The 21,937-nt window shown below is 62.2% G+C and carries 22 protein-coding genes and 1 pseudogene; 20 read left to right on the top strand and 3 right to left on the bottom strand.

Annotated elements, in window-relative coordinates; all coding sequences use genetic code 11:
* The first annotated feature begins 77 nt into the window (after window positions 1–77).
* Entirely contained in the window at window positions 78–929 is an 852-nt protein-coding gene (locus tag B3N48_RS18330; protein WP_296186114.1) for an urea carboxylase-associated family protein, read from the top strand.
* A gap of 201 nt (window positions 930–1,130) precedes the next feature.
* Here the strand turns inward: B3N48_RS18330 and B3N48_RS18325 are convergent, their stop codons facing one another.
* Window positions 1,131–1,532, bottom strand: coding sequence for a hypothetical protein (locus B3N48_RS18325; protein ID WP_296186113.1), 402 nt, complete (start codon window positions 1,530–1,532; stop codon window positions 1,131–1,133).
* Window positions 1,533–1,703: 171 nt separating this feature from the next.
* A complete protein-coding gene (locus tag B3N48_RS18320; RefSeq protein ID WP_296186111.1) occupies window positions 1,704–2,255 on the bottom strand; it encodes a hypothetical protein in 552 nt (183 codons plus the stop codon).
* Here B3N48_RS18320 and B3N48_RS18315 point away from each other — a divergent pair.
* The 6 genes from B3N48_RS18315 (at window position 2,248) to B3N48_RS18290 (ending at window position 7,548) form a co-directional block, all read left to right on the top strand.
* Entirely contained in the window at window positions 2,248–2,439 is a 192-nt protein-coding gene (locus B3N48_RS18315; RefSeq protein WP_296186110.1) for a hypothetical protein, read from the top strand. The two genes, B3N48_RS18320 and B3N48_RS18315, sit on opposite strands and share 8 nt — an antisense overlap.
* Before the next feature lie 207 nt (window positions 2,440–2,646).
* On the top strand, window positions 2,647–3,063 hold the full coding sequence (locus B3N48_RS18310) for a DoxX family protein (protein ID WP_296186108.1): 417 nt from the start codon (window positions 2,647–2,649) through the stop codon (window positions 3,061–3,063).
* Entirely contained in the window at window positions 3,056–3,688 is a 633-nt protein-coding gene (locus tag B3N48_RS18305; RefSeq protein WP_296186106.1) for an antibiotic biosynthesis monooxygenase, read from the top strand. The genes B3N48_RS18310 and B3N48_RS18305 overlap by 8 nt, the downstream gene beginning before the upstream one ends.
* A gap of 133 nt (window positions 3,689–3,821) precedes the next feature.
* Window positions 3,822–5,660 carry an amidohydrolase gene (locus tag B3N48_RS18300; protein WP_296186184.1) on the top strand — a complete coding sequence of 613 codons (1,839 nt, stop codon included), beginning with the start codon at window positions 3,822–3,824 and terminating at the stop codon, window positions 5,658–5,660.
* Window positions 5,661–5,967: 307 nt separating this feature from the next.
* A complete protein-coding gene (gene ycaC, locus B3N48_RS18295; RefSeq protein WP_296186105.1) occupies window positions 5,968–6,588 on the top strand; it encodes an isochorismate family cysteine hydrolase YcaC in 621 nt (206 codons plus the stop codon).
* A gap of 279 nt (window positions 6,589–6,867) precedes the next feature.
* Complete coding sequence (locus B3N48_RS18290) at window positions 6,868–7,548, top strand: GntR family transcriptional regulator (RefSeq protein WP_296186103.1); 681 nt, start codon at window positions 6,868–6,870, stop codon at window positions 7,546–7,548.
* 498 nt (window positions 7,549–8,046) lie between these two features.
* Here B3N48_RS18290 and B3N48_RS18285 read toward each other — a convergent pair whose 3' ends face one another.
* On the bottom strand, window positions 8,047–8,373 hold the full coding sequence (locus B3N48_RS18285) for an NIPSNAP family protein (protein WP_296186101.1): 327 nt from the start codon (window positions 8,371–8,373) through the stop codon (window positions 8,047–8,049).
* 194 nt (window positions 8,374–8,567) lie between these two features.
* Here B3N48_RS18285 and B3N48_RS18280 point away from each other — a divergent pair, with 194 nt between their 5' ends.
* From B3N48_RS18280 to B3N48_RS18220, 13 genes and pseudogenes are all read left to right on the top strand, one after another.
* Complete coding sequence (locus B3N48_RS18280; RefSeq protein ID WP_296186098.1) at window positions 8,568–9,449, top strand: NAD(P)-dependent oxidoreductase; 882 nt, start codon at window positions 8,568–8,570, stop codon at window positions 9,447–9,449.
* A gap of 14 nt (window positions 9,450–9,463) precedes the next feature.
* Window positions 9,464–10,891: an aldehyde dehydrogenase family protein gene (locus tag B3N48_RS18275; RefSeq protein ID WP_296186095.1), complete on the top strand. Its 1,428-nt coding sequence runs from the start codon at window positions 9,464–9,466 to the stop codon at window positions 10,889–10,891.
* A 93-nt stretch (window positions 10,892–10,984) separates the two neighbouring features.
* A complete protein-coding gene (locus B3N48_RS18270) occupies window positions 10,985–11,377 on the top strand; it encodes a carboxymuconolactone decarboxylase family protein (protein ID WP_296186093.1) in 393 nt (130 codons plus the stop codon).
* Window positions 11,378–11,426: 49 nt separating this feature from the next.
* Window positions 11,427–12,767: an MFS transporter gene (locus tag B3N48_RS18265; RefSeq protein WP_296186092.1), complete on the top strand. Its 1,341-nt coding sequence runs from the start codon at window positions 11,427–11,429 to the stop codon at window positions 12,765–12,767.
* A gap of 27 nt (window positions 12,768–12,794) precedes the next feature.
* On the top strand, window positions 12,795–13,718 hold the full coding sequence (locus tag B3N48_RS18260; protein ID WP_296186090.1) for an NAD(P)-dependent oxidoreductase: 924 nt from the start codon (window positions 12,795–12,797) through the stop codon (window positions 13,716–13,718).
* A complete protein-coding gene (locus B3N48_RS18255) occupies window positions 13,715–14,104 on the top strand; it encodes a cupin domain-containing protein (RefSeq protein WP_296186086.1) in 390 nt (129 codons plus the stop codon). Before B3N48_RS18260 ends, B3N48_RS18255 begins: the two co-directional genes overlap by 4 nt.
* A gap of 229 nt (window positions 14,105–14,333) precedes the next feature.
* A complete protein-coding gene (locus tag B3N48_RS18250) occupies window positions 14,334–15,098 on the top strand; it encodes a carboxymuconolactone decarboxylase family protein (RefSeq protein ID WP_296186084.1) in 765 nt (254 codons plus the stop codon).
* A gap of 44 nt (window positions 15,099–15,142) precedes the next feature.
* Window positions 15,143–16,531 carry an MFS transporter gene (locus B3N48_RS18245; RefSeq protein ID WP_296186082.1) on the top strand — a complete coding sequence of 463 codons (1,389 nt, stop codon included), beginning with the start codon at window positions 15,143–15,145 and terminating at the stop codon, window positions 16,529–16,531.
* A gap of 26 nt (window positions 16,532–16,557) precedes the next feature.
* Window positions 16,558–17,397: an N-acyl homoserine lactonase family protein gene (locus tag B3N48_RS18240; protein ID WP_296186080.1), complete on the top strand. Its 840-nt coding sequence runs from the start codon at window positions 16,558–16,560 to the stop codon at window positions 17,395–17,397.
* Window positions 17,394–18,161, top strand: coding sequence for an SDR family NAD(P)-dependent oxidoreductase (locus B3N48_RS18235; RefSeq protein WP_296186076.1), 768 nt, complete (start codon window positions 17,394–17,396; stop codon window positions 18,159–18,161). Before B3N48_RS18240 ends, B3N48_RS18235 begins: the two co-directional genes overlap by 4 nt.
* 62 nt (window positions 18,162–18,223) lie before the next feature.
* Complete coding sequence (locus B3N48_RS18230) at window positions 18,224–19,564, top strand: MmgE/PrpD family protein (RefSeq protein ID WP_296186075.1); 1,341 nt, start codon at window positions 18,224–18,226, stop codon at window positions 19,562–19,564.
* A 17-nt stretch (window positions 19,565–19,581) separates the two neighbouring features.
* Window positions 19,582–20,463, top strand: coding sequence for an NAD(P)-dependent oxidoreductase (locus tag B3N48_RS18225; RefSeq protein ID WP_296186073.1), 882 nt, complete (start codon window positions 19,582–19,584; stop codon window positions 20,461–20,463).
* A gap of 75 nt (window positions 20,464–20,538) precedes the next feature.
* Window positions 20,539–21,573: pseudogene (locus B3N48_RS18220) on the top strand (transglycosylase SLT domain-containing protein); the annotation flags it as partial.
* Window positions 21,574–21,937 lie beyond the last annotated feature (364 nt).

Here is a 21,937-nt window from a genome sequence, read left to right as displayed (position 1 = left end):
CAACCGAGTGCCTGAAGGTGGCTGCTGGCCCACGCCGTTTGCCCGTGAACCTGCCGCGCTTACATCAGGAGACTGCCATGTACAAAGACTACCCAGCCGCTTATCAGGTCAGCAAAGGCTCGGCCTTGCAGGTCGATACGGCATTTTACGAACGCATTCGACAGGCGCAGGATCAGCGCAATTTGGTCGAGCAATTTGAAGTGCCCATCCGCACCGGGCGAGCGTGGCTCGTGAAGGCAGGGCAGGTGTTCCGCGTCACCACACCGGTCGGGCCGCAGGTGGGCGATTTCAATGTGTGGAACGCCAACGATCCTCGCGAACGGTTATGGGCGGCCCGCACCCGGCAGCTACAAGGCGCCCACGTCACCACCCATGATCGCCTGTGGTCGAACCTGCCGTTCCTGCGCCCGCTGGTGACCATCACCGATGACAGCCTGGCCGCGTATGGCATCGACGAACACGGTGGGCGCTTGCACGACCTGCTCGGCACCCGTTGCGACCCTTACGTCAACAAAATGCTCACCGGTGAAGATTTCCATCACCACTGCCACTCCAACCTGACCCGCGCCGTGCTGCCCCATGGCCTGACCGAGTTCGACGTCCACGACGTGCTCAATATCTTCCAATGCACCGGCCTGAACCACGACGACATGTATTTCATGAAGGCCTGCCCGGCGCAGCAGGGCGACTACCTGGAATTCTTCGCCGAGATCGACCTGCTCTGTGCCCTGTCGACCTGCCCCGGTGGCGACCTTTCCCTGCCCATGTGGGGGCCTGATGCGCAGGATCCCCTCAGCGTCTGTCGCCCGCTGGGGGTGGAAATCTACGACCTGGCGCCAGCGTTGCTAGAAGGCTGGGTGCCACCCAAACGCGCCGAGTACAACGGATTGCACGGCTTGGGGATTGCCAAGGCGCAATGGGAAAAGTAGCTACACCTGAGTGTCTGGGGCGGGGGCTTCGAACAGCAGGCGCTGAGCCTGCTGTTCGATGAAGTCGAAAGCGTGAAGAGCGCGGCCAACGACATCACGCTGTCGTGCCCGCAGATTTTTTACATCGGCCCTTTTTTTACAAAACGCCGAATATAACCAGAAAACTTTACAGGCCGCAGGGGCGGACCGAACGGGATGACGTCAAGCATCCCGCAACAAGTCATGAGCGTTAAGTAGGCTCCAGGCAATTTCAGGGCGTTTTTCCAGGCCACGGCGGATGGCGGCGGGGATGGCAGCGCGGGTCTTGCGGCAGAGCCCGGGGAGGTCGTCGATGTCGATGACGATGCCCCGCATGCTGCGCACTTCGTTGAAACCGGGGGCGACGGCGACACGGATGCCAAGTTGCTCGTACAGGCGCCGCTGCATGTGTTCGAGGTCCGTGAGGCTGGCGATGTTTTCCAGCCGCTCGAGCAGGCGCTTTTCCTCAGGCTTAGTCAGACGGAGGATGCGTTGGTCGGCCCCGTCGGTCTCCAGCAGGCGGTCGCGGTCGCAGTTGCAGGCGCCGGGCGGGCAGGGGGAGCGGATCGGCAGTGTGTGGGTCATGGGTGCCGATCATAACGAGGGGCATCGGGGATTTACAGGGCTTCGATGGACGGGCGGACACCGTGCTCGCCGAAAGCTCGGGTAGTGATCGGGGTCTCGCAGCGCGGCCGTCGATGCAGAAAAAACGAACGCTGTGGCTCGACGGACCTCGAACGCTCATACCCTTTGCAGTCATTCTGGAGAGACGACAATGATCAATTCGCGCAAGACCTTGATGCCCTTGTTGTTTATCGCGGTCGCCGTCGCATCGGGCGGCGTGGTGGCGCAATCCGCCGTTTCATCGCCCTTGATGCTCGCAGCGTCAGGCATTGGCGGTGGCGGGGCGGGAGGCGGGGCCTCAGGGGGTGGCGCTGCGGGTGCCGGAACCGGTGGCGCGACCGGAACCGGGGCGTCAGGCACCAATGGCAGTAACAGCGGCAATACCAACGCCACCGGGACCAATGGCACCAACAGCAGTAACACCAATGCCACGGGCACTAACGGTACGAACAGCGGGAATACCAATGCCGCTGGAACAAACGGCACCAATAGCGGAAACACCAATGCGACGGGCACTAACGGCACGAACGCGAACGGCACTGACGCCGCCCACACTAACGGCAGTAACAGCAGCAATACGAACGCCACCGGAACCAACGGAAGTAATAGCAACAACACCACCGCGCCGAACAGCTCGACCACCAACGGCGTCAATAACAGGGCCGGGCAAAATGGCGTGAGCAACGGAGGCGTCAACAACGGCAACGTGGGCACCACCAATCCGGGATTGAGGCCGGGCAATGGTGTGGGTGGCTCGTCATCGGCACCCTCTTCCAGCGGGAACGGTGATTCCCTGCAACAACAGCGCCAGCAGAGCGGTGAGCGGATGATCATGGAGCGCAAGGGGCAGATTCAGGAAGCCAACTGAGTCGGCGTTGTAGGCACTCCTCATTCGCTGATCGATTATCTCGGCAGCGAATGCGGTCTGTCTGATTCACCCGTCCCGCTCCCACGCACAAACCGTCCATTCACAGCACGTCCGTTCAATACCCTCCAATTCAGCCACGACACTATGGCTTCAAGACCCGTCCCTCTCGTCAACAGGCGACGGTATTCCTGAACCCGTTGGTGCGCAATGAGCTATTCGACTTTAAACGACCGCGCGCTGGACCTGGGGCTGTTGTTCCTGCGGGTCAGTGGCGCGCTGTTTCTGCTGCTCGTCCACGGCTTGCCCAAGCTGCTCGATTACAACGCGCAACTGACGTTGATTGAAGATCCTTTCCACATGGGCGGCGCCCTGACCCTGAGCATGGCGATTTTCGCCGAGGTGTTGTGTCCGCTGCTGATTCTCGCAGGTGTACTGACGCGGCTCGCCTGCGTGCCGGTGTTGTTGCTGCTGCTGGTGGCGCTGATCGTGGTGCACGGTGACTGGAGCGTGGAGCAAGCCCAGTTCGGCTGGTTGCTGATCATCATTTTCGCCAGCGTATTGATTGCCGGCCCGGGTCGTCTGGCGCTCAATCTTCGTCTTCCGGGAGCGCTTCGCTATGCCTGAAACCGTTCAGTCCGCCGACATCCCCGCGCCGTCAGCATTGTCACCCGACGAGATCGTTACGCTGGTGGTCAAGCACCGCGTCAAGCACGGGATGGAAACGCAATACGAAGCCTGGCTGCGACGCACGGTCACCATTGCCAGCACCTATCCGGGGCACCTCGGAGTGGACGTCGTTCGCGGCAAGTCCGACGGTTTGCACACCTTCACCTGTGTGCTGCGCTTCTCCTGCACCGAGGTCATGCAGAGCTGGCTCAGCTCCACCCAGCGCCGCGACCTGGTCGCTGAAGTGGCGCACATGCTGGCCGACGGCGACACCACCGAGGTCAATCGCCACAGCGAATTCTGGTTCGTCCCGGCCAGCGAGCTGCCACCGCCGCCACGCTGGAAACAGGCGGTGGTGACCTTCTGCGTGATCTGCCCGCTGACCCTGCTGATCCCGCTGCTGTGGGGCCCCGTCTTCCGCGCGTTCCCGTTGCTCGCCAACTACGTGATCAGCACGATGCTGGTGACGATCACCATCGTGTTGCTGGTGGTGTACCTGCTGATGCCTCAAGCGACAAAGCTGGCCGCGCCCTGGCTGAACGCCAAACCTGAACCGCTGCCCGGAGCCGAGCATGAAGGATGACCCCGCCAACAGTGACCGTCGCCGCTTTGTCGCCAACAGCTCGTTGCTCAGCGCTGCGGCAGCCGTTTTCTCCTCATTCCCCGTCGCCGGCCTGGCCGTCGGTACCACTCATTCTTCTGCCCCCGGAGGCGCGATGAACGTCGATCTGATTCTCTACAACGGCCATTTCCACACGGTCGACCCGGAAAAACCCAAGGCCAGCGCCGTGGCCATCGGCGGCGGCAAGTTCGTGGCAGTGGGCACCGACGCCGAGATCATGTCCCTGCGCGGCAGCGCCACGCGGGTCATCGACATGCACCAGCGCACGGTCATCCCGGGGCTCAACGACTCCCATTTGCACCTGATCCGTGGCGGCCTCAACTACAACCTCGAACTGCGCTGGGAAGGCGTGCCGTCGCTGGCCGACGCCCTGCGCATGCTCAAGGCGCAGGCCGATCGCACCCCGACCCCGCAGTGGGTGCGCGTGGTCGGCGGGTGGAACGAATTCCAATTCGCTGAAAAACGCATGCCGACACTGGAAGAGCTCAATCAGGCCGCGCCGGACACGCCGGTGTTCGTCCTGCACCTGTATGACCGTGCCTTGCTCAACCGCGCCGCGTTGCGCGTGGCCGGTTACACCCGCGACACGCCGAACCCGCCAGGGGGCGAGATCGTGCGGGACAGCAAGGGCGATCCAACCGGGATGCTGGTGGCCAGGCCCAATGCGATGATTCTCTACTCGACCCTCGCCAAGGGGCCGAAACTGCCGCTGGAATATCAGATCAACTCGACGCGTCAGTTCATGCGCGAACTCAATCGCCTCGGCCTGACCAGCGCCATCGACGCCGGTGGCGGCTTCCAGAACTACCCGGACGACTACGCCGTCATCACCCAGTTGGCCGAGGCCAACCAGCTGACCGTGCGCATCGCCTATAACCTGTTCACCCAGAAGCCCAAAGAAGAACTCAACGACTTCAAGCACTGGACCAGCAGCGTGACCCTGCATCAGGGCGACGACTTCCTGCGCCACAACGGCGCGGGCGAAATGCTGACGTTCTCCGCCGCCGACTTCGAAGACTTCCTCGAACCGCGCCCGGACCTGCCGCCTGGCATGGAGCAGGACCTTGAGCCGGTGGTGCGCCATCTGGTCGAACACCGCTGGCCGTTCCGCCTGCACGCCACTTATGACGAGTCGATCTCGCGCATGCTCGACGTGTTCGAGAAGGTCAACCGCGAGATCCCGTTCAACGGCATTCCATGGTTCTTCGACCACTGCGAAACTATCACGCCGCAGAACATCGAGCGGGTGAAGGCGCTGGGCGGTGGCATCGCGATTCAGGACCGCATGGCGTTCCAAGGCGAATATTTTGTTGACCGATACGGCAAGCAGGCCGCCGAAGCGACGCCGCCGATCAAGCGCATGCTGGCCGAAGGCGTGCCCGTGGGGGCGGGGACCGACGCCACCCGCGTGTCGAGCTACAACCCGTGGACCTCACTGTACTGGATGGTCAGCGGCCGTACCGTTGGCGGCCTGGCGTTGTACCCGGAAGGCCTGTCCCGCGAGACCGCGCTGGAGCTGTTCACCCGTGGCAGCGCCTGGTTCTCGTCCGAGCAGGGCAAGAAAGGCCAGATCAAGGTCGGCCAGCTCGCGGACGTGGTCGCCCTGTCGCAGGACTTCTTCAGCGTGCCGGAAGAGTCGATCAAGTGGACCGAGTCGGTGCTGACCCTCGTTGACGGCAAGGTGGTGTACGCCACCGAAGAATTCGACGATCTGGCCCCGCCGAGCGTGCCGGTGCTGCCGGACTGGTCGCCGGTGGCCAAGGTCCCGGGCCACTGGCGTCAAGGCCCGCCGCTGGCCGCTGTCGTTCATCAATGCAGCGGGCCGTGCGGCGTGCATGCCCACAGCCATGACAAGGCCCGGATGTCGAGAGTGCCGGTCAGCGACTTCCAGGGCTTCTGGGGTGCGTTTGGCTGTTCGTGCTTCGCGTTCTGACCAGAGTGGGTAAAAACGTCACGAGTGAAGATGAGGCAACGCAAAACAGGCGAAAAACGGCCGGGGTCGCGAGCGACTCCAGGTGTTCTAAATGAGCATTTCTCGCCTGTTTTTAACGCAGCATCATGTGCGTAACGCCGAAGGCGCTCAGCCCGCAGTAGTTTTCACACAGTCTGTGACGGTCGCTTGAACAGAGCCTGACCCCCCCTCGCCGAGCGGGATGGGCGAGGGCACGAGACAGCGTCGCTCGCTGGCCTGCCGCTAAACGAAACGCCACACACCTGTCATTTACACAATGGAGTCAATCATGACCGTTCCCTACAAACGTCTGGACATCAACGATGCCGTGGTCCTGCTGGTCGACCACCAAACGGGCCTGATCTCGCTGGTGCAGGATTTCTCGCCGAACGAGTTCAAGAACAACGTGCTGGCCCTGGCCGATTGCGCCAAATTCTTCAAACTGCCAACGATCCTGACCACCAGCTTCGAGTCCGGCCCGAACGGCCCGCTGGTGCCAGAGCTGAAAGAAATGTTCCCGGACGCGCCCTACATCGCCCGTCCTGGCCAGATCAACGCCTGGGACAACGAAGATTTCGTCCAGGCGGTCAAGGCCACCGGCCGCAAGCAGTTGATCATCGCCGGTGTGGTGACCGATGTCTGCGTGGCGTTCCCGACCCTGTGTGCGCTGGAAGAAGGCTTTGACGTGTTCGTGGTGACCGACGCCTCTGGCACGTTCAACGAAACCGTACAGCAAGCCGCCTGGGCGCGTATGTCCGCTGCCGGCGCGCAACTGGTCAACTGGTTCGCCGTGGCCTGCGAGCTGCAACGCGACTGGCGCAACGACATGGAAGGCCTGGCCAACCTGCTGTCCCAGCGCATCCCGAACTACCGCAACCTGATCAACAGCTACACGACGTTCACGAAGTAACGTTCGTCGGATACGCGCTCAGGCTCGCGAAAGAGGGCTGGCGGGAGGTGCTGGGGTTCGGTCGTCACACGCTTGACCGATTGGACACCTTCACCCGCCAGTTGCTCTGTCGCGTGGCGCCCTTGAGATCACCTGCCGATTTAAATTCCCCGAAAATTCCTGTAATACAATACGATTGCTATCGGCGGGGCGCATCATGAGGATCGTCCCGCAGATTCAACGTGACCCTCACACGGCAGGGTCGCCTTCACCGTAGTTACAGGTCTTCAGGAATACAGCATGAAAGTACAACGTCAGGCGTCGTCCTTGCGGCATCAAGTGCAGGATGCACTGCGCAATGAAATCATCTCGGGCCGTTTCAAACCCGGCGATCGCCTGGTCGAACAACAGCTGTACACCGCGCTGGACGTCAGCCGTACCTCATTGCGCGAAGCGTTGCGGCAACTGGAGGCCGAAGGTCTGGTGGAGCAGGTGCCCCATCGCGGCGCCTACGTGGCATCAGTGGATGCCAAAGACGCTGTGCAAATTTACGACGTACGCGGCGCACTGGAAGTCCTCGCCGTGCGCAACTTCGTGCGCTACGCGAGCAATGAAGACATCGGCGAACTGAGCGAAGTCTTCGACGAATTCGCCGAACAATCCCGCACCACCAGCGTCGACGGCACGGCCTTGCTCGACATCAAACGCCGCTTCTACCACGTCCTGCTCGACATCGAACAAAGCCGCGTCGTCGGCGGCATGCTCGAACAACTCAATAACCGCGTCAGCCTCCTGCGCGCCTTGTCACTGGGCCGCGAAGGCCGCATGCCCCACACCCTCGCCGAACTCAAGGAAATCGTCCGCAACATCCAACTGCGCGACGAAGAAGGCGCCTGCGCCGCCGCACTGCTCCACGTCGAAAACGCCTCGAAAAACGTGCTCGAACTGCTGGCGGCGACAGAGGTGCATTCGGTGCAATAACTGGCCGGATACCGTGGTTTCGGGTTCGCCATCCTTTTGTAGCAGACGCCGGAGGGACGACGGCAGCGATGCGGTGGTTCAAGTGGCGATGCGTCGTCTGACCGTCCGCCATCGCGGCCGTCGTGCCTCCGGCTGCTCCTACAGAGGTCGGTGTTGGACCAGGCCTTCAGGCTGACCCTTTACCACCGTAATAACGTGCACCTTCAAGCGCGAAGTTCGCTCTTGCTCTGGCTCTTGATCTTCATACGCGATAGCCCAGACACCGCCGAACGCGACTTGGGTGCAGGCCGAGCGCCGCGCTGGGCCATGGATGGCCCTTCGCGGCGGGCCCACGGAGCGTGGCCAGCGTTGGGGAACCCTGACGAAGTCAGGGCCAAACCAGGAGCAAATGGTTTGGGTTACTTTTCCCGAAAGAAAAGTGACCCGCCGTAAGGGCGGAACCGATATCAGCCCCACTCCCGGCAATGGATCTGCCCCCATCCCCACGGCAAAAACCTTTCAACGCAACGCGGAATACGCAGTAGGCGCCATAAACTGCACCTCAATCCGCTCCACGATAATCGCTTGCGCTTCCGTCGCCGCGCGTTTGGCGATCCAGTCCGCATCTGCCTGAAACGCATTCCACTTGGTCTCACGTTCGGCCAGGCTTTCCCACTGCAGCATGTAGGTCAACGACTGATTGGTCGCCCCCGTCAGGTTGGTCCAGAACCCGACCTGCTTGATCCCGTATTGCTCGAAAAACCCCAACGTAATGCCGGTAAACCGATCGTGCAGCGCCGGCAAACGCCCGGGAGCACAGTGATAGGTGCGCAATTCAACGATCATTTTTCTTCTCCTGTTTAAGTGCTGCTCACAAAGACTGAAAGCAGGTGCCGCTGGTAAGAAACCGTAAATTAGCCTATTGACCGATTGTATGACAGTCCTATAGTTTTATTTCACCTGCTGGCGAACGTCACGCAGCATTGCATGACGACGCCTCGACCCGATTGACAAGAACATAAAAATCAAAGGGCACGAACATGACGCAACCGCAACGTATCGGTTTTATCGGACTGGGCATGATGGGCACGCCCATGACCGCCTGCCTGGCCAAAGCCGGCTTCCAACTGTTTCTTGCTGACGCCGATGCCGGGCGTCTGCGCGACGTACAGGCGACCCTCAACGCCAGCGCGTTGACCCCCGAAAACGCCAAGTCCCTCGACATCCTCATCACCATGCTGCCGAACTCGACCATTGTCGAGAACGTGTTGCTGGGCGAAGGCGGGTGGGCGGCCTCGCTGGCGCCACAGGCTGTAGTGATCGACATGAGTTCGTCGGAGCCTGCCCGTTCCAGGGACTTGGGCCAGACACTCAAAACCCACAATCTTCAATACCTGGACGCTCCCGTCTCCGGTGGCGTGAAGCGTGCCGTGGACGGCAGCCTGGCGATTCTGGTCGGGGGCGATGCCGAGGTCATGCAGCAATGCCGGCCGGTGCTGGATGCCATGGGCAAGAACATTCTGCACATCGGTGACGCCGGGTCGGGTCACGCTGCCAAGGCGCTGAACAACTTTGTCTCGGCGGCGGGCCTGATGGCCACGGTCGAAGCGTTGCATGTCGCCAAGCGTTTCGGCATCGACCCCGGCGTCATGGTCGATGTGCTCAACGCCTCTAGCGGCGGCAGCAACACGTCGCTGAACAAAGCCAAGCAATTCATGCTCAGCGGCACCTTCGGTTCGGGCTTCTCCATGCAACTGATGAACAAGGACCTGAAGATCGCCAAGGGCCTGTCGGACGCGCTGGAGTACCCGATGATTTTCGGCCAAAGCGCGATCAAGGTCTGGAACGACGTGGCGCAGGATGCCACGCCCACCACCGACCACACCGAGATGTACCGCATGCTGGCCAAGCAAGGCGAGTGAAGGAACCCGATCCCATGTCAAACGCTGCCAAGTTCTACATCGATGGGCGCTGGGTCGATCCGGCGTCGCCTGCCTGGTTCGACGTCGTTGATCCGGCCACCGAGACCGTGGTCGAGCGCCTGGCGTTGGGCGATGCCACCGACGTTGACCGGGCTGTCGCCGCCGCCCGCAAGGCGTTGCCTGACTACGCCCAGACCTCAGTGGTCGAGCGCATCGCGTTACTGAAGCGCATCGTCTCGATCTATGAGCGGCGCCAAGAAGAATTCGCCGAGGCCATGCGCGTCGAGATGGGATCGCCCATCACCTTTTCCCGCGCATTTCAGGTACCACGCGGGTGGCAGCACCTCAATCAACTGATTGAGGTGCTGCAGCGCTTCCAGTTCGAAGAGGCTCAGGTCAGCACCCTGATTCGGCACGAGCCGGTAGGCGTCTGCGGTCTGATCACGCCGTGGAATTGGCCGATCAACCAGATTGTGGTCAAGGTCGGGCCAGCGTTGGCGGCGGGTTGCACCATGGTCCTCAAGCCCAGCGAATATTCACCGCTGAGCAGTCTGCTGTTCGCCGAAGTGCTGGACGAGGCGGGCGTGCCACCGGGCGTCTTTAACCTGGTCAACGGCGACGGGCCGGGCGTCGGCGCGGCCCTCTCGACACACCCGGACATCGACATGCTGTCGTTCACCGGTTCGACCCGCGCCGGTGTGCTGGTGGCCAAATCCGCTGCCGACACCGTCAAGCGCGTCGCGCAAGAGTTGGGCGGCAAGTCGGCGAACATTCTGCTCGACGACGTCAATCTGCAGGACGCCGTGACCCGTGGTGTCGCAGCGTGTTTCACCAATAGCGGCCAGTCGTGCTCGATACCGACCCGCATGCTGATCCCGCGGCAGCTGATGGACGAGGCGATCCAGATCGCTAAAACCGCCGCCGAAGGTTATCGGGTCGGTCCCACCACCGACGAAGCGACCCAGCTCGGTCCGCTGGTCAACCGGGCGCAATTCCGTCGGGTGCAGGCACTGATTCAAAGCGGCATCGACGAAGGTGCGCAGCTGGTGACGGGAGGGGTCGGGCTGCCGGCGGGCATCGAGAAGGGTTACTACGCCAGGCCGACCGTCTTCGCCAGCGTGGCGCCGGACATGACCATCGCCCAGGAGGAAATCTTCGGCCCGGTGTTGTCGATGATCCCTTACGACAGCGAAGCGCAAGCACTGGCCATCGCCAACGGCACCCATTACGGGTTGGCGGCGTATGTGCAATCCAGTGATCAGCAACGCGCGCGTCAGGTTGCCCGCCAATTGCAGGCGGGCAGCGTGCACTTGAATTACCCGCCCGCTGATTTCGCCGCACCGTTTGGCGGAGTAAAACGCTCGGGCAATGGCCGCGAGTGGGGCGAATACGGTTTGCGCGAGTACCTGGAAGTCAAGGCATTGGTGGGCTACGGCAGCTGAGTCGCTACAGGATTCACCGCCCAAGCTCGAAAAAATTTTGCCCGTTTCAACTGTATGACAATCAGTCGATCGTACGAATAAGGTGATAACGCTATGAGTGACAACGAACGCTTCAACCAAGGCTTCAACAATCGCAAGGAAGTGTTGGGCGACCGCCATGTCGAGAAGTCCTGGGCGGCGGCCGACGACTTCAACCGGCCCATGCAGAAGATGGTCACCGAAGTCTGCTGGGGCGAAATCTGGGGCGACCCGACGCTCTCGTTCAAGACCCGCAGCATCATCAATATCGCGATGCTGACTGCCATGAGCCAGCACCACGAGCTGGGCATTCACGTCCGCGGCGCCTTACGCAACGGCGTGACCCAAGATGAAATTCGCGCCGTGCTGATGCAGGCGGCGGTGTATTGCGGCGCGCCACTGGGCCTGGCGGCCTTCCGTGTCGCGTCCGAGGCGATCAAGGCGTACGAGGCCGAAACCGCCAGCTGAATCGTCCATCCCCATGCTTGCGTCCGACAATAACTATAAGGAACACGTCATGAGCACCTACGCCCCAGCCAGATCGGCGGCTGAAACCGAACAATCGATCGAGAAGAAGAGAAGAAACGCCATCAAAGGCGCGTTTTTCTCCGAATACATCGACATGTTCGACATCTATTTGCCGGTGGTGGTGTTGTCCCCGGTGTTGTTCTACTTCCAACCTACGCAAATGTCGCCCGGCATGGCGGCGATTCTGGCCTCGCTGGTGTTCATCACCACGTTGCTGGGCCGGCCGATCGGCGCCTTGCTGTTCGGCATGATCGCCGACAAGACCGGACGCCGCATGGCGTCGGTTTACTCGGTGTCCGGCTTCGGCGTTGTCACGCTGCTGATCGCGCTGCTGCCCGGCTATGAAACCATCGGCATCGCGTCGTACTGGTTGCTGGTGCTGTTGCGCTTTGTCGACGGGATCTTCCTTGGCGGCGGCTACACCGGGGCGATGCCCTTGGCCATCGAGTATTCGAAGAAACACCAGCGCGGCTTCGTCGGCAGCCTGATCATCGCCGGATTCCCCTTGGCTTACGTCAGCATCAACCTCGTCGCGATGCTGATGTTCATGCTGTTCCCCCTCGACGGCCCCGGTTCGCCTTACGTGCAATGGGGCTGGCGCATTCCGTTCGTGATCGGCGCAGTGCTGGCCGGTGTGCTGGCGCTGTACTACGTGTACGCCGTGTCGGAATCGGAAATCTGGGAAAGCGAAACCGGCAACAAACCCCGCGAGAAGCTGCCGCTTACCGACCTGATTCGAGGCAAGAGCGGGCGCAACCTGCTGCAAGTGCTGCTGATGATGACCGGCTTCTGGCTGACGCAGAACATCATCACGATCTTTCTCCCCACCGGCTTACTGCGCAACACCTTGCACCTCTCGGGTATGGAAGTCACTGGCACGCTGCTGATTGCGTATTCGGTGCTGTTCTTCAGCTACATCGCCTCGGGGATGATCGGCCAGAAGATTGGCCGCCGGCGCTTCTTCATCATTCTCGGGCCGATCATCGCCACGCTGGGCGCCGCGATCATGTACGTGCTGGCCAACGTTCAAGGCCTGAGCCTGCCGATGATCATCACCCTGGTGTGCGTGCTGTCGGTGTTGGTGACCGCGCCTTGGGGCGTGATCGTGACTTACATCAACGAGCGTTTCGTGACCGACGTGCGCGCCACCGGATTCGGTGTCGGATTCAGCCTGTCGGTGATCATCCCGTCTTTCTACGCTTTTTACATGGCCTGGCTCGGCGAGTTCATGCCGTTCACTGTGACCCCGGCCGTACTGCTGGTGATCGGCGGCGTGATCGCGACCATCGGCGCCTACATGGGGCCAGAAACCAAAGACGTGGATTTCTAAGATTCTCTGCACGTGAGGAGCGCTGTCGTGAATAGCAAAACCGTGGGTTTCATCGGGCTGGGCAACATGGGCGGGCGCATGACGCGCTGTCTGGTGAATGCCGGGCTCAGCGTGCTTGGGTTTGACACCGACGCCGAGCGGGTCAAGACCGCTGGCGCGCAGGTAGCGGAATCGGTTGCCAACGTGGCCGCCGAGGCTGGCGTGGTGCTGCTGTCGTTGCCCGACAGCAAGGTGGTCGAGGCCGTCGTCGAGGGGCCAAACGGGCTTTTGGCGCATTGTCGCGAAGGTCAGGTGGTCGTTGATCTGAGTACGGCGGCGGCGAGTTCGACCATCCGCCTGCATGGCCTGTTTGCCGAGCGCGGCGTGCAGTACGTCGACGCCGGGATTTCCGGAGGTGCGGCGGCAGCGGAGAAGGGCGCGTTGACCCTGATGGTGGGTGGCGACGCCGCCACGGTAGACGCCCTGGCCTGGGTGTTCGATCCCATCGCCAGCAAAGTGTTTCTGATGGGTGAAAGCGGCGCCGGGCACACCACCAAATTGCTGAACAACTTCCTCAACGCGGTGAGCCTCGCGGCCACGGCCGAGGTCATGGTGGCAGGCAAGAAAGCGGGCCTGGACCTGCATCGTTTGCTCGACGTGTTGAACAGCAGCAGCGGGGTGAACTTCGCCACGCAGAACCGCTTCCCGCACATCGTCGATGGCAATTACCTCGAAGGCGGCCTGACCGGCAAATTGATGAGCAAGGACGTGGTGCTGTACCTCGACCGCGTTCGCGAACTGGGCGTCGCTTCGCTCAACGCATCGGGGCCGCTGGCCAGTTTTGGCCTGCAAACGGCCTTGGGTTATGGCGACCTGATCAGCAACCGCGTGGTGGACGCCATCGGCGACATGTCCGGTGGGGTGCGTCTGCACGAATCCGCCACGGCGAACACAAAAGGAGTCAAGGCATGAAGGTTTTTCACGGCGCTGTCGAAGGCGCGATTTCCGAGCAACGTGGCGCGACGTTCACTGGCGTGGTCTGGGCCGATCCGGTCATGCCCACCACCGACGGCGTGACCATCAACAACGTCTCGTTCAACCCGGGCGCCCGCACGTTTTGGCATTACCACGAACAGGGGCAAGTGCTGTACGTGACGTCGGGCAGCGGCTGGATCTGTCTCGAGGGCAGCGCGCCGCAAGCGATTCGTCAGGGCGACACGGTGTGGATCGGCCCGAACGAACGGCATTGGCACGGCGCCAACACCAAGAATTTCATGGTCCACACCGCCACCTCCATCGGCAAGACCGTGTGGCAGGAAGCGGTGGCGGATGAGGATTATTTGCGCGGGGCGGGCTGATTCGTAGGGGCTGTTCACCGTAGGCGCGTGGCGTGCCCCGCAATCTGCCGGGGACCGGCAGCTAATCCCGGGCACGCGACCTGATTGATACGACCGGGTCACAGGGTTTCACGACCGCTTCGCCGCCGATCGCAGGACACGCCACGCGCCTACCCATTACCGCGTTTTCACAGGCGATCGCACCGCCCGATAGCCTCTTTCATCGCACTTGGGATCTATGAGGAACACCATGAGCCTCACCGAAAAACAACAACAGGCCAAAACCGCGTTTACGCGCCATGGCACGTGGAATGAGGGCTGGGACAGCCTCTTGCGTCTGGACCCCGGTTTCGTCGAGGCCTATGCGAAATTCGCGTCGGTGCCCTGGCACAAAAATCACCTGCCGAACAAGGTCAAGTCGTTCATTGCACTGGTCGCCAGTGCCAACGCCACGCATCTGTTTCAACCCGGCATTCAAGAGCACATTCAGTCAGCCATCGAGCACGGCGCGACCCGCGAGGAACTGACCGAGGTGCTGGAGTTGATCAGCACCGTCGGCATTCACGCGTCCAACGTCGGGGTGCCGGTACTGCTGGAAGTGCTGGAAGAGGAGGGCCTGCGCAACGGCCCTGAACCCCTGGATGCACGCCGCGAGGCACTCAAGGCCAGCTTTATCGAAAACCGTGGCTATTGGCATCCGTCGTGGGAAGGCCTGCTGGAACTGGACCCGGAGATGTTCGAGACCTACGTCGAATTCTCGTCGGTGCCGTGGCGCACGGGGGTGCTGGAGCCCAAGGTCAAAGAGTTGATGTATTGCGCGTTCGACGCCGCTGCCACGCATCTCTACGTGCCGGGCCTCAAGCTGCACATGCGCAATGCCCTGGGTTACGGCGCGACCAAGGAAGAGATCATGGAGATGCTGGAAATCGTCAGCGTGATTGGCATCCATGGCGCGCAATTGGCGGCGCCGTTACTGGAGCAGGCACTGGACGCAGCCGCCCATACCCCTCGATGACGCTGCTTCGCGAACACCTATAACAATAACGATGAGGAACGCACATGAACGCAGCATCCAGCATCGGACTGCGCCTGGACCGGCTGTCACTGTCAGGCTTTCATTACCGTCTGCTCGGTCTTATCGCCGCCGGGATGTTTTTCGACTCGTTCGACATCTACATCGCCGGGTCGGTCCTCGCGGCATTGATCAACAGCCATGAATCCACGTTGGCACTGAACGCCACCTTTGTCTCGGTCACGTTCATCGGCATGATGGCGGGGGCCTGGCTGTCGGGGGTATTGGGCGATCGCTTCGGGCGGCGCTTCACCTACCAATTCAACCTAGGCATCTACGGCTTCGCATCGATCGCCGCCGCGCTGGCTCCGAACATGTACTGGCTGATCTTCTTTCGACTGGTGATGGGCGTCGGCATGGGCGCCGAGATTGTCGTGGGTTACGGCACCCTCAGCGAATTCATTCCCGCCGCCTGGCGCGGTCGCTTCGGCACCATTCTCAACCTGATCATCAACACCTCGCTGTTTCTCGCGGCCTTCCTTGGCTGGCTGATCATCCCCCGTTTCGGCTGGCGCTGGATGTTCGCCATCGCCGGGGTGGGCGCGCTGATCGTCTGGTTCCTGCGCAAAAACATGCCGGAATCGCCGCGCTGGCTGGCGTCCCAAGGGCGGCAGGACGAGGCCGAGAAGATCGTCGCCACCATCGAAGCGCGTTGCGGTGTCGCACCGCTCAGTGCGGCGCCCGCGCAGATCACTTCGACCCTCGACACAGCGCCCGCGCGAATACGTGACCTGTTCTCCCGGCGTCTGCTGACCCGCACCATCACCGGCATCACCGTGCTGGTGGCGCTGTTCACCGTCAACTACGCCTTCGTCAGCTGGATCCCGACGTTTCTGGTGCAGCAGGGCCATAGCGTATCCAACTCCCTGGGGCTGACCACGTTGATGTTCGCCGGTGGGCCGTTGGGGTCGTTGATCGCCTTTGCCCTGGCCGAGCGACTGGGACGCAAATGGGGGATCGTGCTGTTCTCCCTGGTAGGCATTGGCTTCGGCGTCAGTTACCCCTTCGCTGAATCGGAAACCGCGATCATTGCCGCCGGCTTTGCCATCACCGCCTGCATTTATGTGCTGTCGTCGTTGAGCGTGGCCAGTTACGTGCCCGAGCTGTTTCCCACCGAGCTGCGCCTGCGCGGTGCCGGCTTGTGCAACGCCATCGGCCGTGGCGTGAACATCCTCGTGCCGTATGCCATCGCCTCGGTGTTCGCCGGTTTCGGCATCGTCGGGGTCATCACGCTGATCGTCGGCACTCTGTTGTTGCAGGCCGTGATTGTCGGGTCGATCGGCCCGGAAACCAAGAATCGATCCCTGGAAGACATCGCCACGGCACCGCTGCCCGTGGCTGCGTCCCATGAAATGCCGCAAGACATCAAGCCCTGAACACCGACCTTATCTGGAGTTTTCCCATGAACACGCCATCGACCGTCAGACCGAACTGGACCGACCCCGAAGTGATCGTGGTGCGGTACGGCACCCGGCAGACCAGCAAAAGCGAGTGCTATTACAACTTCCGCGCCTACCGGGAGCCGGACGCGGAGATGACCATGGACTATTTTTTCTGGATCGTCCGCAGCGCCGACCAGACCATCGTCATCGACACCGGTTTCAGCCCGGAAGCGGCGATCGCCCGTAAACGGCAACCTGTGGTTGCGCCTGCGGATGCCTTGGCCCGGCTGGGCATCGACCCTAAAGAGGTCAAGTTGCTGGTGCTGACACACGCCCATTACGACCACGCCGGGAACCTGGACCTGTACCCCAACGCGCAGATCGTCATGTCCCGCAAAGAGTTCGAATTCTGGGGCACCGACATGGGCACGCGCCCGCAATACAGCCACCACATCGATCCGCTGGACATCGCGCGCATTCAGGCGCTGCACCGCGAGGGCCGCATCACGTTGCTCGATGAAAAACAACACACGCTGATCCCCGGCATCGAGCTGTACGAACTCGGCGGCCATACGCCGGGGCAGATGGCGGTGGTGGTGGAAATGCCGGCAGGCCCGGTCATCCTCGCCTCCGACGCCATTCACTATTACGACGAACTGGAGCAGGATCGGCCCTTCGCCGTGATCGACAGCCTGGCCGACATGTACCGCGGCTACGAGCGCATTCGTGAATGGCTGCAGCGTCCCGGCGCGGTGGTGATTCCCGGCCACGACCCTGACGTGATGAATCGCTTCGCGCCCGTTGACGCGAGCGATCCCTCGTTCGCGGTGCGGATCGACGCCCACGGAGCCGGCGTATGACCGGGCGCACGGCATTGGTGACCGGATCCTCGGACGGCCTCGGGCTGGCGATGGGCAAGGGCCTGGCCGCCGCAGGGTTTGACGTGGTGTTGCACGGTCTGGCCAGCCCCGACGAGGGCCAGCAGGCCTGCGATGGTCTGATGCACGCCCACGGTGTGCAGGTGCGCTATGTGCGAGCGGACCTGTCCACGCCAGAGGGCGTCGAGGCGTTGATCGCCTCGGCGGGTCAGGTCGACGTGCTGGTGAACAACGCCGTGATCCGCCACTTCGCGCCCCTGGAAGACTTCCCGCTTGCACGCTGGGATCAGGCCGTGGCGGTGAACGTGACGGCGGCGTTTCTGGCCATCCAGCGGGTGCTGCCGGGCATGCGCGAGCGGCAGTGGGGGCGGATTTTCAATCTGTCGTCGGCCTATGGCTCTCGCGCCATCGCCAATCGCGTCGATTACGTGACCACCAAGACTGCGCTGCTGGGCCTGACCCGCGCCGTGGCGGTGGAAACCCAAGGCCAGGGCATCACCTGCAATGCCGTGTGCCCCGGCTCGGTGCTGACGCCGAACATCGAAAGCCGGCTGACCGCGCTGATGGTCGAGAAGCAGCTGGATCGGCAGGCGGCAACCATGGAATTTCTGCAGGGCAAACAAGCCACCGGGCGTTTCATCGAGGCCAGCCATGTGGCGGATTTGATCGTCTACCTGTGCAGCGAATCAGCAGCGTCGATCACCGGGGCGACGCTACCGGTGGATGACGGGTGGATGGCGGGGTGAGCCGTGCAAACCAAAGCGCCTGCACGGGTGACAGCGTCTGACTTCACAAAAATGGATACCCCATGACTCAACCCCTTAGCCATCAACTCGCGGACTTCATCGAACGTGCGACCTGGTCGGACATCCCCGCCCACGTGCGTCATGAAGCCCATCGCGCATTGGTCAATTATTTTGCCGTGTCGCTGGCGGGTTGCACCGACCCGGACGTGGCAAAAGCCGTGGCGCTGTTTTCGCGCTTCAACGCCGGGGGCGACGCGCACGTCATCGGTCGTGAGGACGTCCTGGACATGCTCAACGCGGCATCACTGAACGCCATGAGCGCCAACGTTTTCGACTACGACGACACGCACATTCCGACCATCCTGCACCCCACGGCGCCCGTGGCTGCGGCGCTGTTCGCCCTGGCGGAAACCCGCGTGATCAGTGGCGAAGAACTGCTGTTGGCGTTCGTGCTGGGCGTCGAAGTCGAGTGCCGCATCGCCATGGCCATTTCCCCCGAACACTACCGGCGCGGTTGGCACATCACCTCGACCTGCGGGGTGTTCGGCTCGGCGGCCGCCGTCGGCAAGGTGCTGGGCCTCGACGCCCGGCAACTGGTCTGGGCGTTCGGCAATGCCAGTGCTCAAGCCAGCGGCCTGGTGGAAACCCTCGGCAGCGCCGCCAAGAGCATTGGCGTGGGTAACGCAGCGCGCAATGGGCTGCTCTCGGCATTGCTGGCCCAAGACGGTTTTGCCGGGCCCGATCATCCGCTGGAAGGTGAGCGGGGTTTTCTAAACGTCTTCGGCGAGCAGCCGCGCCTGGGCGAAATCAGCGCCGGGTTGGGGGAACGTTGGGCGTTGCTGGCCAACACCTACAAGCCTTATCCCTGTGGCGTGGTACTCAACCCGGTGATTCAGGCCTGCCTCGAACTGTCGCGCGACCGCAACTGGGCGCTGGAGGACATTCAGCGCATCGAGCTCACGGGTCATCCTTTATTACGCCAACGCACGGATCGGCCCGACATTGAGTTCGGCCGGCAATCCCAGGTCAGCGCGCAACATGCCGTGGCCGTCAGCCTGGCGAGGGGCAGGGCGGGGCTGGCCGAATTCAGCGATGAAGCGGTCAGCGATCAACGCCTGCGCGCGCTGTACGGGCAGTTGCAGTTCGTCGATGACGCCGAGTACTCGGTGGAGTCGGCACAGGTGCGAATCGTCTTGCACTCAGGTTCGGTCCTCAGCCGAACCATCGACGTTTCTCTCGGCAGCCTTGAAGCGCCGCTCAGTGATCAGTTTCTCGAAGACAAACTGCGCGACCTCGCGACCTATGGCCGTTCAGGGTGCGAACCGCAACCGCTGATCGACGCGTTATGGACGCTGGCACATGCAACCGACGCCGGTGCGCTGATGCGCCTGGCGAGTCTCTAACAGACAGGAAAACACTTATGAGCAATCCATTACTCGGTTTTATCGGCGTCGGCGTCATGGGACGGCCCATGGCGCGGCGTCTTCTGGAGCAGGGCCATTCGCTGGTGATCTACGACAAGGATCGGGGCGCGCTGGATGAACTGCGTGCCTTGGGTGCGACGGTGGCGGGCAGCGTACGGGAGGTGGCCGACAGCGCTGAAATCGTCTTCACCAGCCTGCCCAGTCCGGCCATCTTCAAAGCCGTGGCGTTGGGCGCCGACGGGATCGTGGAGGGCAAGGCAGTGCGGATTCTGGTGGACCTGTCCACCGTCGGCTCCCGGGCCGAGCAGGACGTCGCCAAAGGGCTGGCCGCTAAAGGCATCGACACCGTTGACGCCCCGGTCAGTGGCGGCGCTGCGGGCGCGAAAAAGGGTACATTGGCGTTGATGGTCGCAGGCAAGCCGGCGGCGGTCGAGCGGGTGCGTGGACTGTTCGATGCGTTTGGCAAAGTGTTCATCGTCGGCGAACAGCCCGGGCAGGGGCAGTTGCTCAAACTGCTCAATAACATGCTCTCGACCACGGCGTTCGCCATCACCAGTGAGGCCTTCGTCGCAGGTGTCAAAGGCGGCCTGGACCCTGAGGTCATGATGGCAGTGATCAATGCGGGCAGTGGCAAGAACGGCGCGACGATGGACAAATTTCCCAAGCACGTCTTGCCCGGCACTTTCGACTTCGGCTTTCCGATGTCCAGTGTGTGCAAGGACGTGGGCCTGGCCGTCGAAGAGTGCCAGGCGCTGGGTGTGCCGATGTGGCTGGGCAACGCGGCCCGTCAACTGTGGAACGTGGCTGCACAACAGGATGGCGGCGGCCGCGACCTCACCGAACTGGTGCGCACCGTGGAAGCCTGGTCGAATCGCTGAAGCTTCTTTGCAACCGGCATGGAACCGCCTCGGTCCGCGGGCCACCCAGGGTAATCGCTCTCAGGACCCGCCCCCATGCCGCTTGTTCCGACCGCACCTTTGCGGCCCACATTCGCTCGTCACCTTCGTTTAGCGTCGCTCGCGGTCGCCGTACTCTGTGGCGGTTGTCAGACGATCGACCACGATCTGCTCGGCTACCCGTTGCCGCCTTCGATCGAGCGCACGCCAAGACTGGTGGCCGGGCTCAATCGCTCGCCGGATATTGCCGCCCGCCCAACACCCCGTGCCATGGCCGTGGCGTATGACGGCAGCGATATCTGGGGGCGGCTGGGGCAGGGCTTCAGCCTGGTGGACGAGACCGGTGACAACCCGCGCATCGTTCGCCAGCGTGACTGGCTCTTGAGCAACCCCGGTTTCTTGCGCAACGCCAGCCTGCGTGCCGGTCCTTATCTGCATTTCATCACTGAAAACCTAGATCAGCGCGGCATGCCGGCGGAGTTGGCGCTGCTGCCCATCGTCGAAAGCGCCTACAACCCCAAGGCCAATTCGATCAAGGACGCGGCGGGGCTGTGGCAGTTCATGGCCGCCACCGGGCGCGATTTCAATTTGCGTCAAACCGCGTGGTACGACGGACGCCGCGACGTGGTGGCGTCGAGCAGGGCAGCGATGGATTACTTGACGCGGTTGCACGATCAGTTCAACGGCGACTGGCTGCTGGCGATGGCCGCCTACAACGCCGGCGAGGGCACGGTGAGCCGGGCGATGGAAGCGAACCAGCGACGCGGGCTGCCTACTGATTACTGGCACCTGAACCTGCCGAAGGAAACCCAGGATTACGTCCCGCGTCTGCTGGCGCTGTCGATGCTGGTGCGCGAACCCGAGGTGTACGGCGTTCAGTTAAGCCCGGTGGCCAATGCGCCGTATTTCACGTCGATCGAATTGACCGGGTCCATAGACATCGGCCAATTGGCCGCCAGCGCAGGGGTCGACGAGGCCGTATTGCTGGGTCTGAACCCCGCGTTTCTTCGCAAAAAGACCGTAGACGGCCCCTCGCACCTTCTGGTGCCGAGAGACCAGGCCGCGCAGCTGTCCGCCAGCCTGTCGAAAATGGGGCCGTACCCGTCCCGTGGCCCCAACGAGGCGCTGGCGATCACGGCAGCACCGTAATCGAACGGCGAGGCGGCCTACCTTGCAGAACATGCTGAGTGCGGCGTGACGCGGTGCGCTGTATACCGCTCCTCGAGGCACCGGTCACGTTTCGGCACCTTGTTACCTCTCTTCTGCCCTACGGTGTTAGGTTGCCGCGCTGTCGTTAAGCACGTCCATGCAAAAGGCTGTTATCTAACCTGCAAAAATACTGTGAACTTTCTGTGAGGTCGGTGACGAGGGTAAAGCCGTCTTCTACCCACTGACTCGAAGAAACATTCTGAAATACAGGGTTACTATTTGTGTCGCGAATACCTCCCTATAAACA

This window comes from Pseudomonas sp. UBA1879, from assembly GCF_002338065.1.
In the GTDB taxonomy this organism is placed as follows: Bacteria; Pseudomonadota; Gammaproteobacteria; order Pseudomonadales; family Pseudomonadaceae; genus Aquipseudomonas.
Note: the sequence above shows the minus strand (reverse complement) of the source record. Positions and strands in the feature narration are given on the sequence as shown.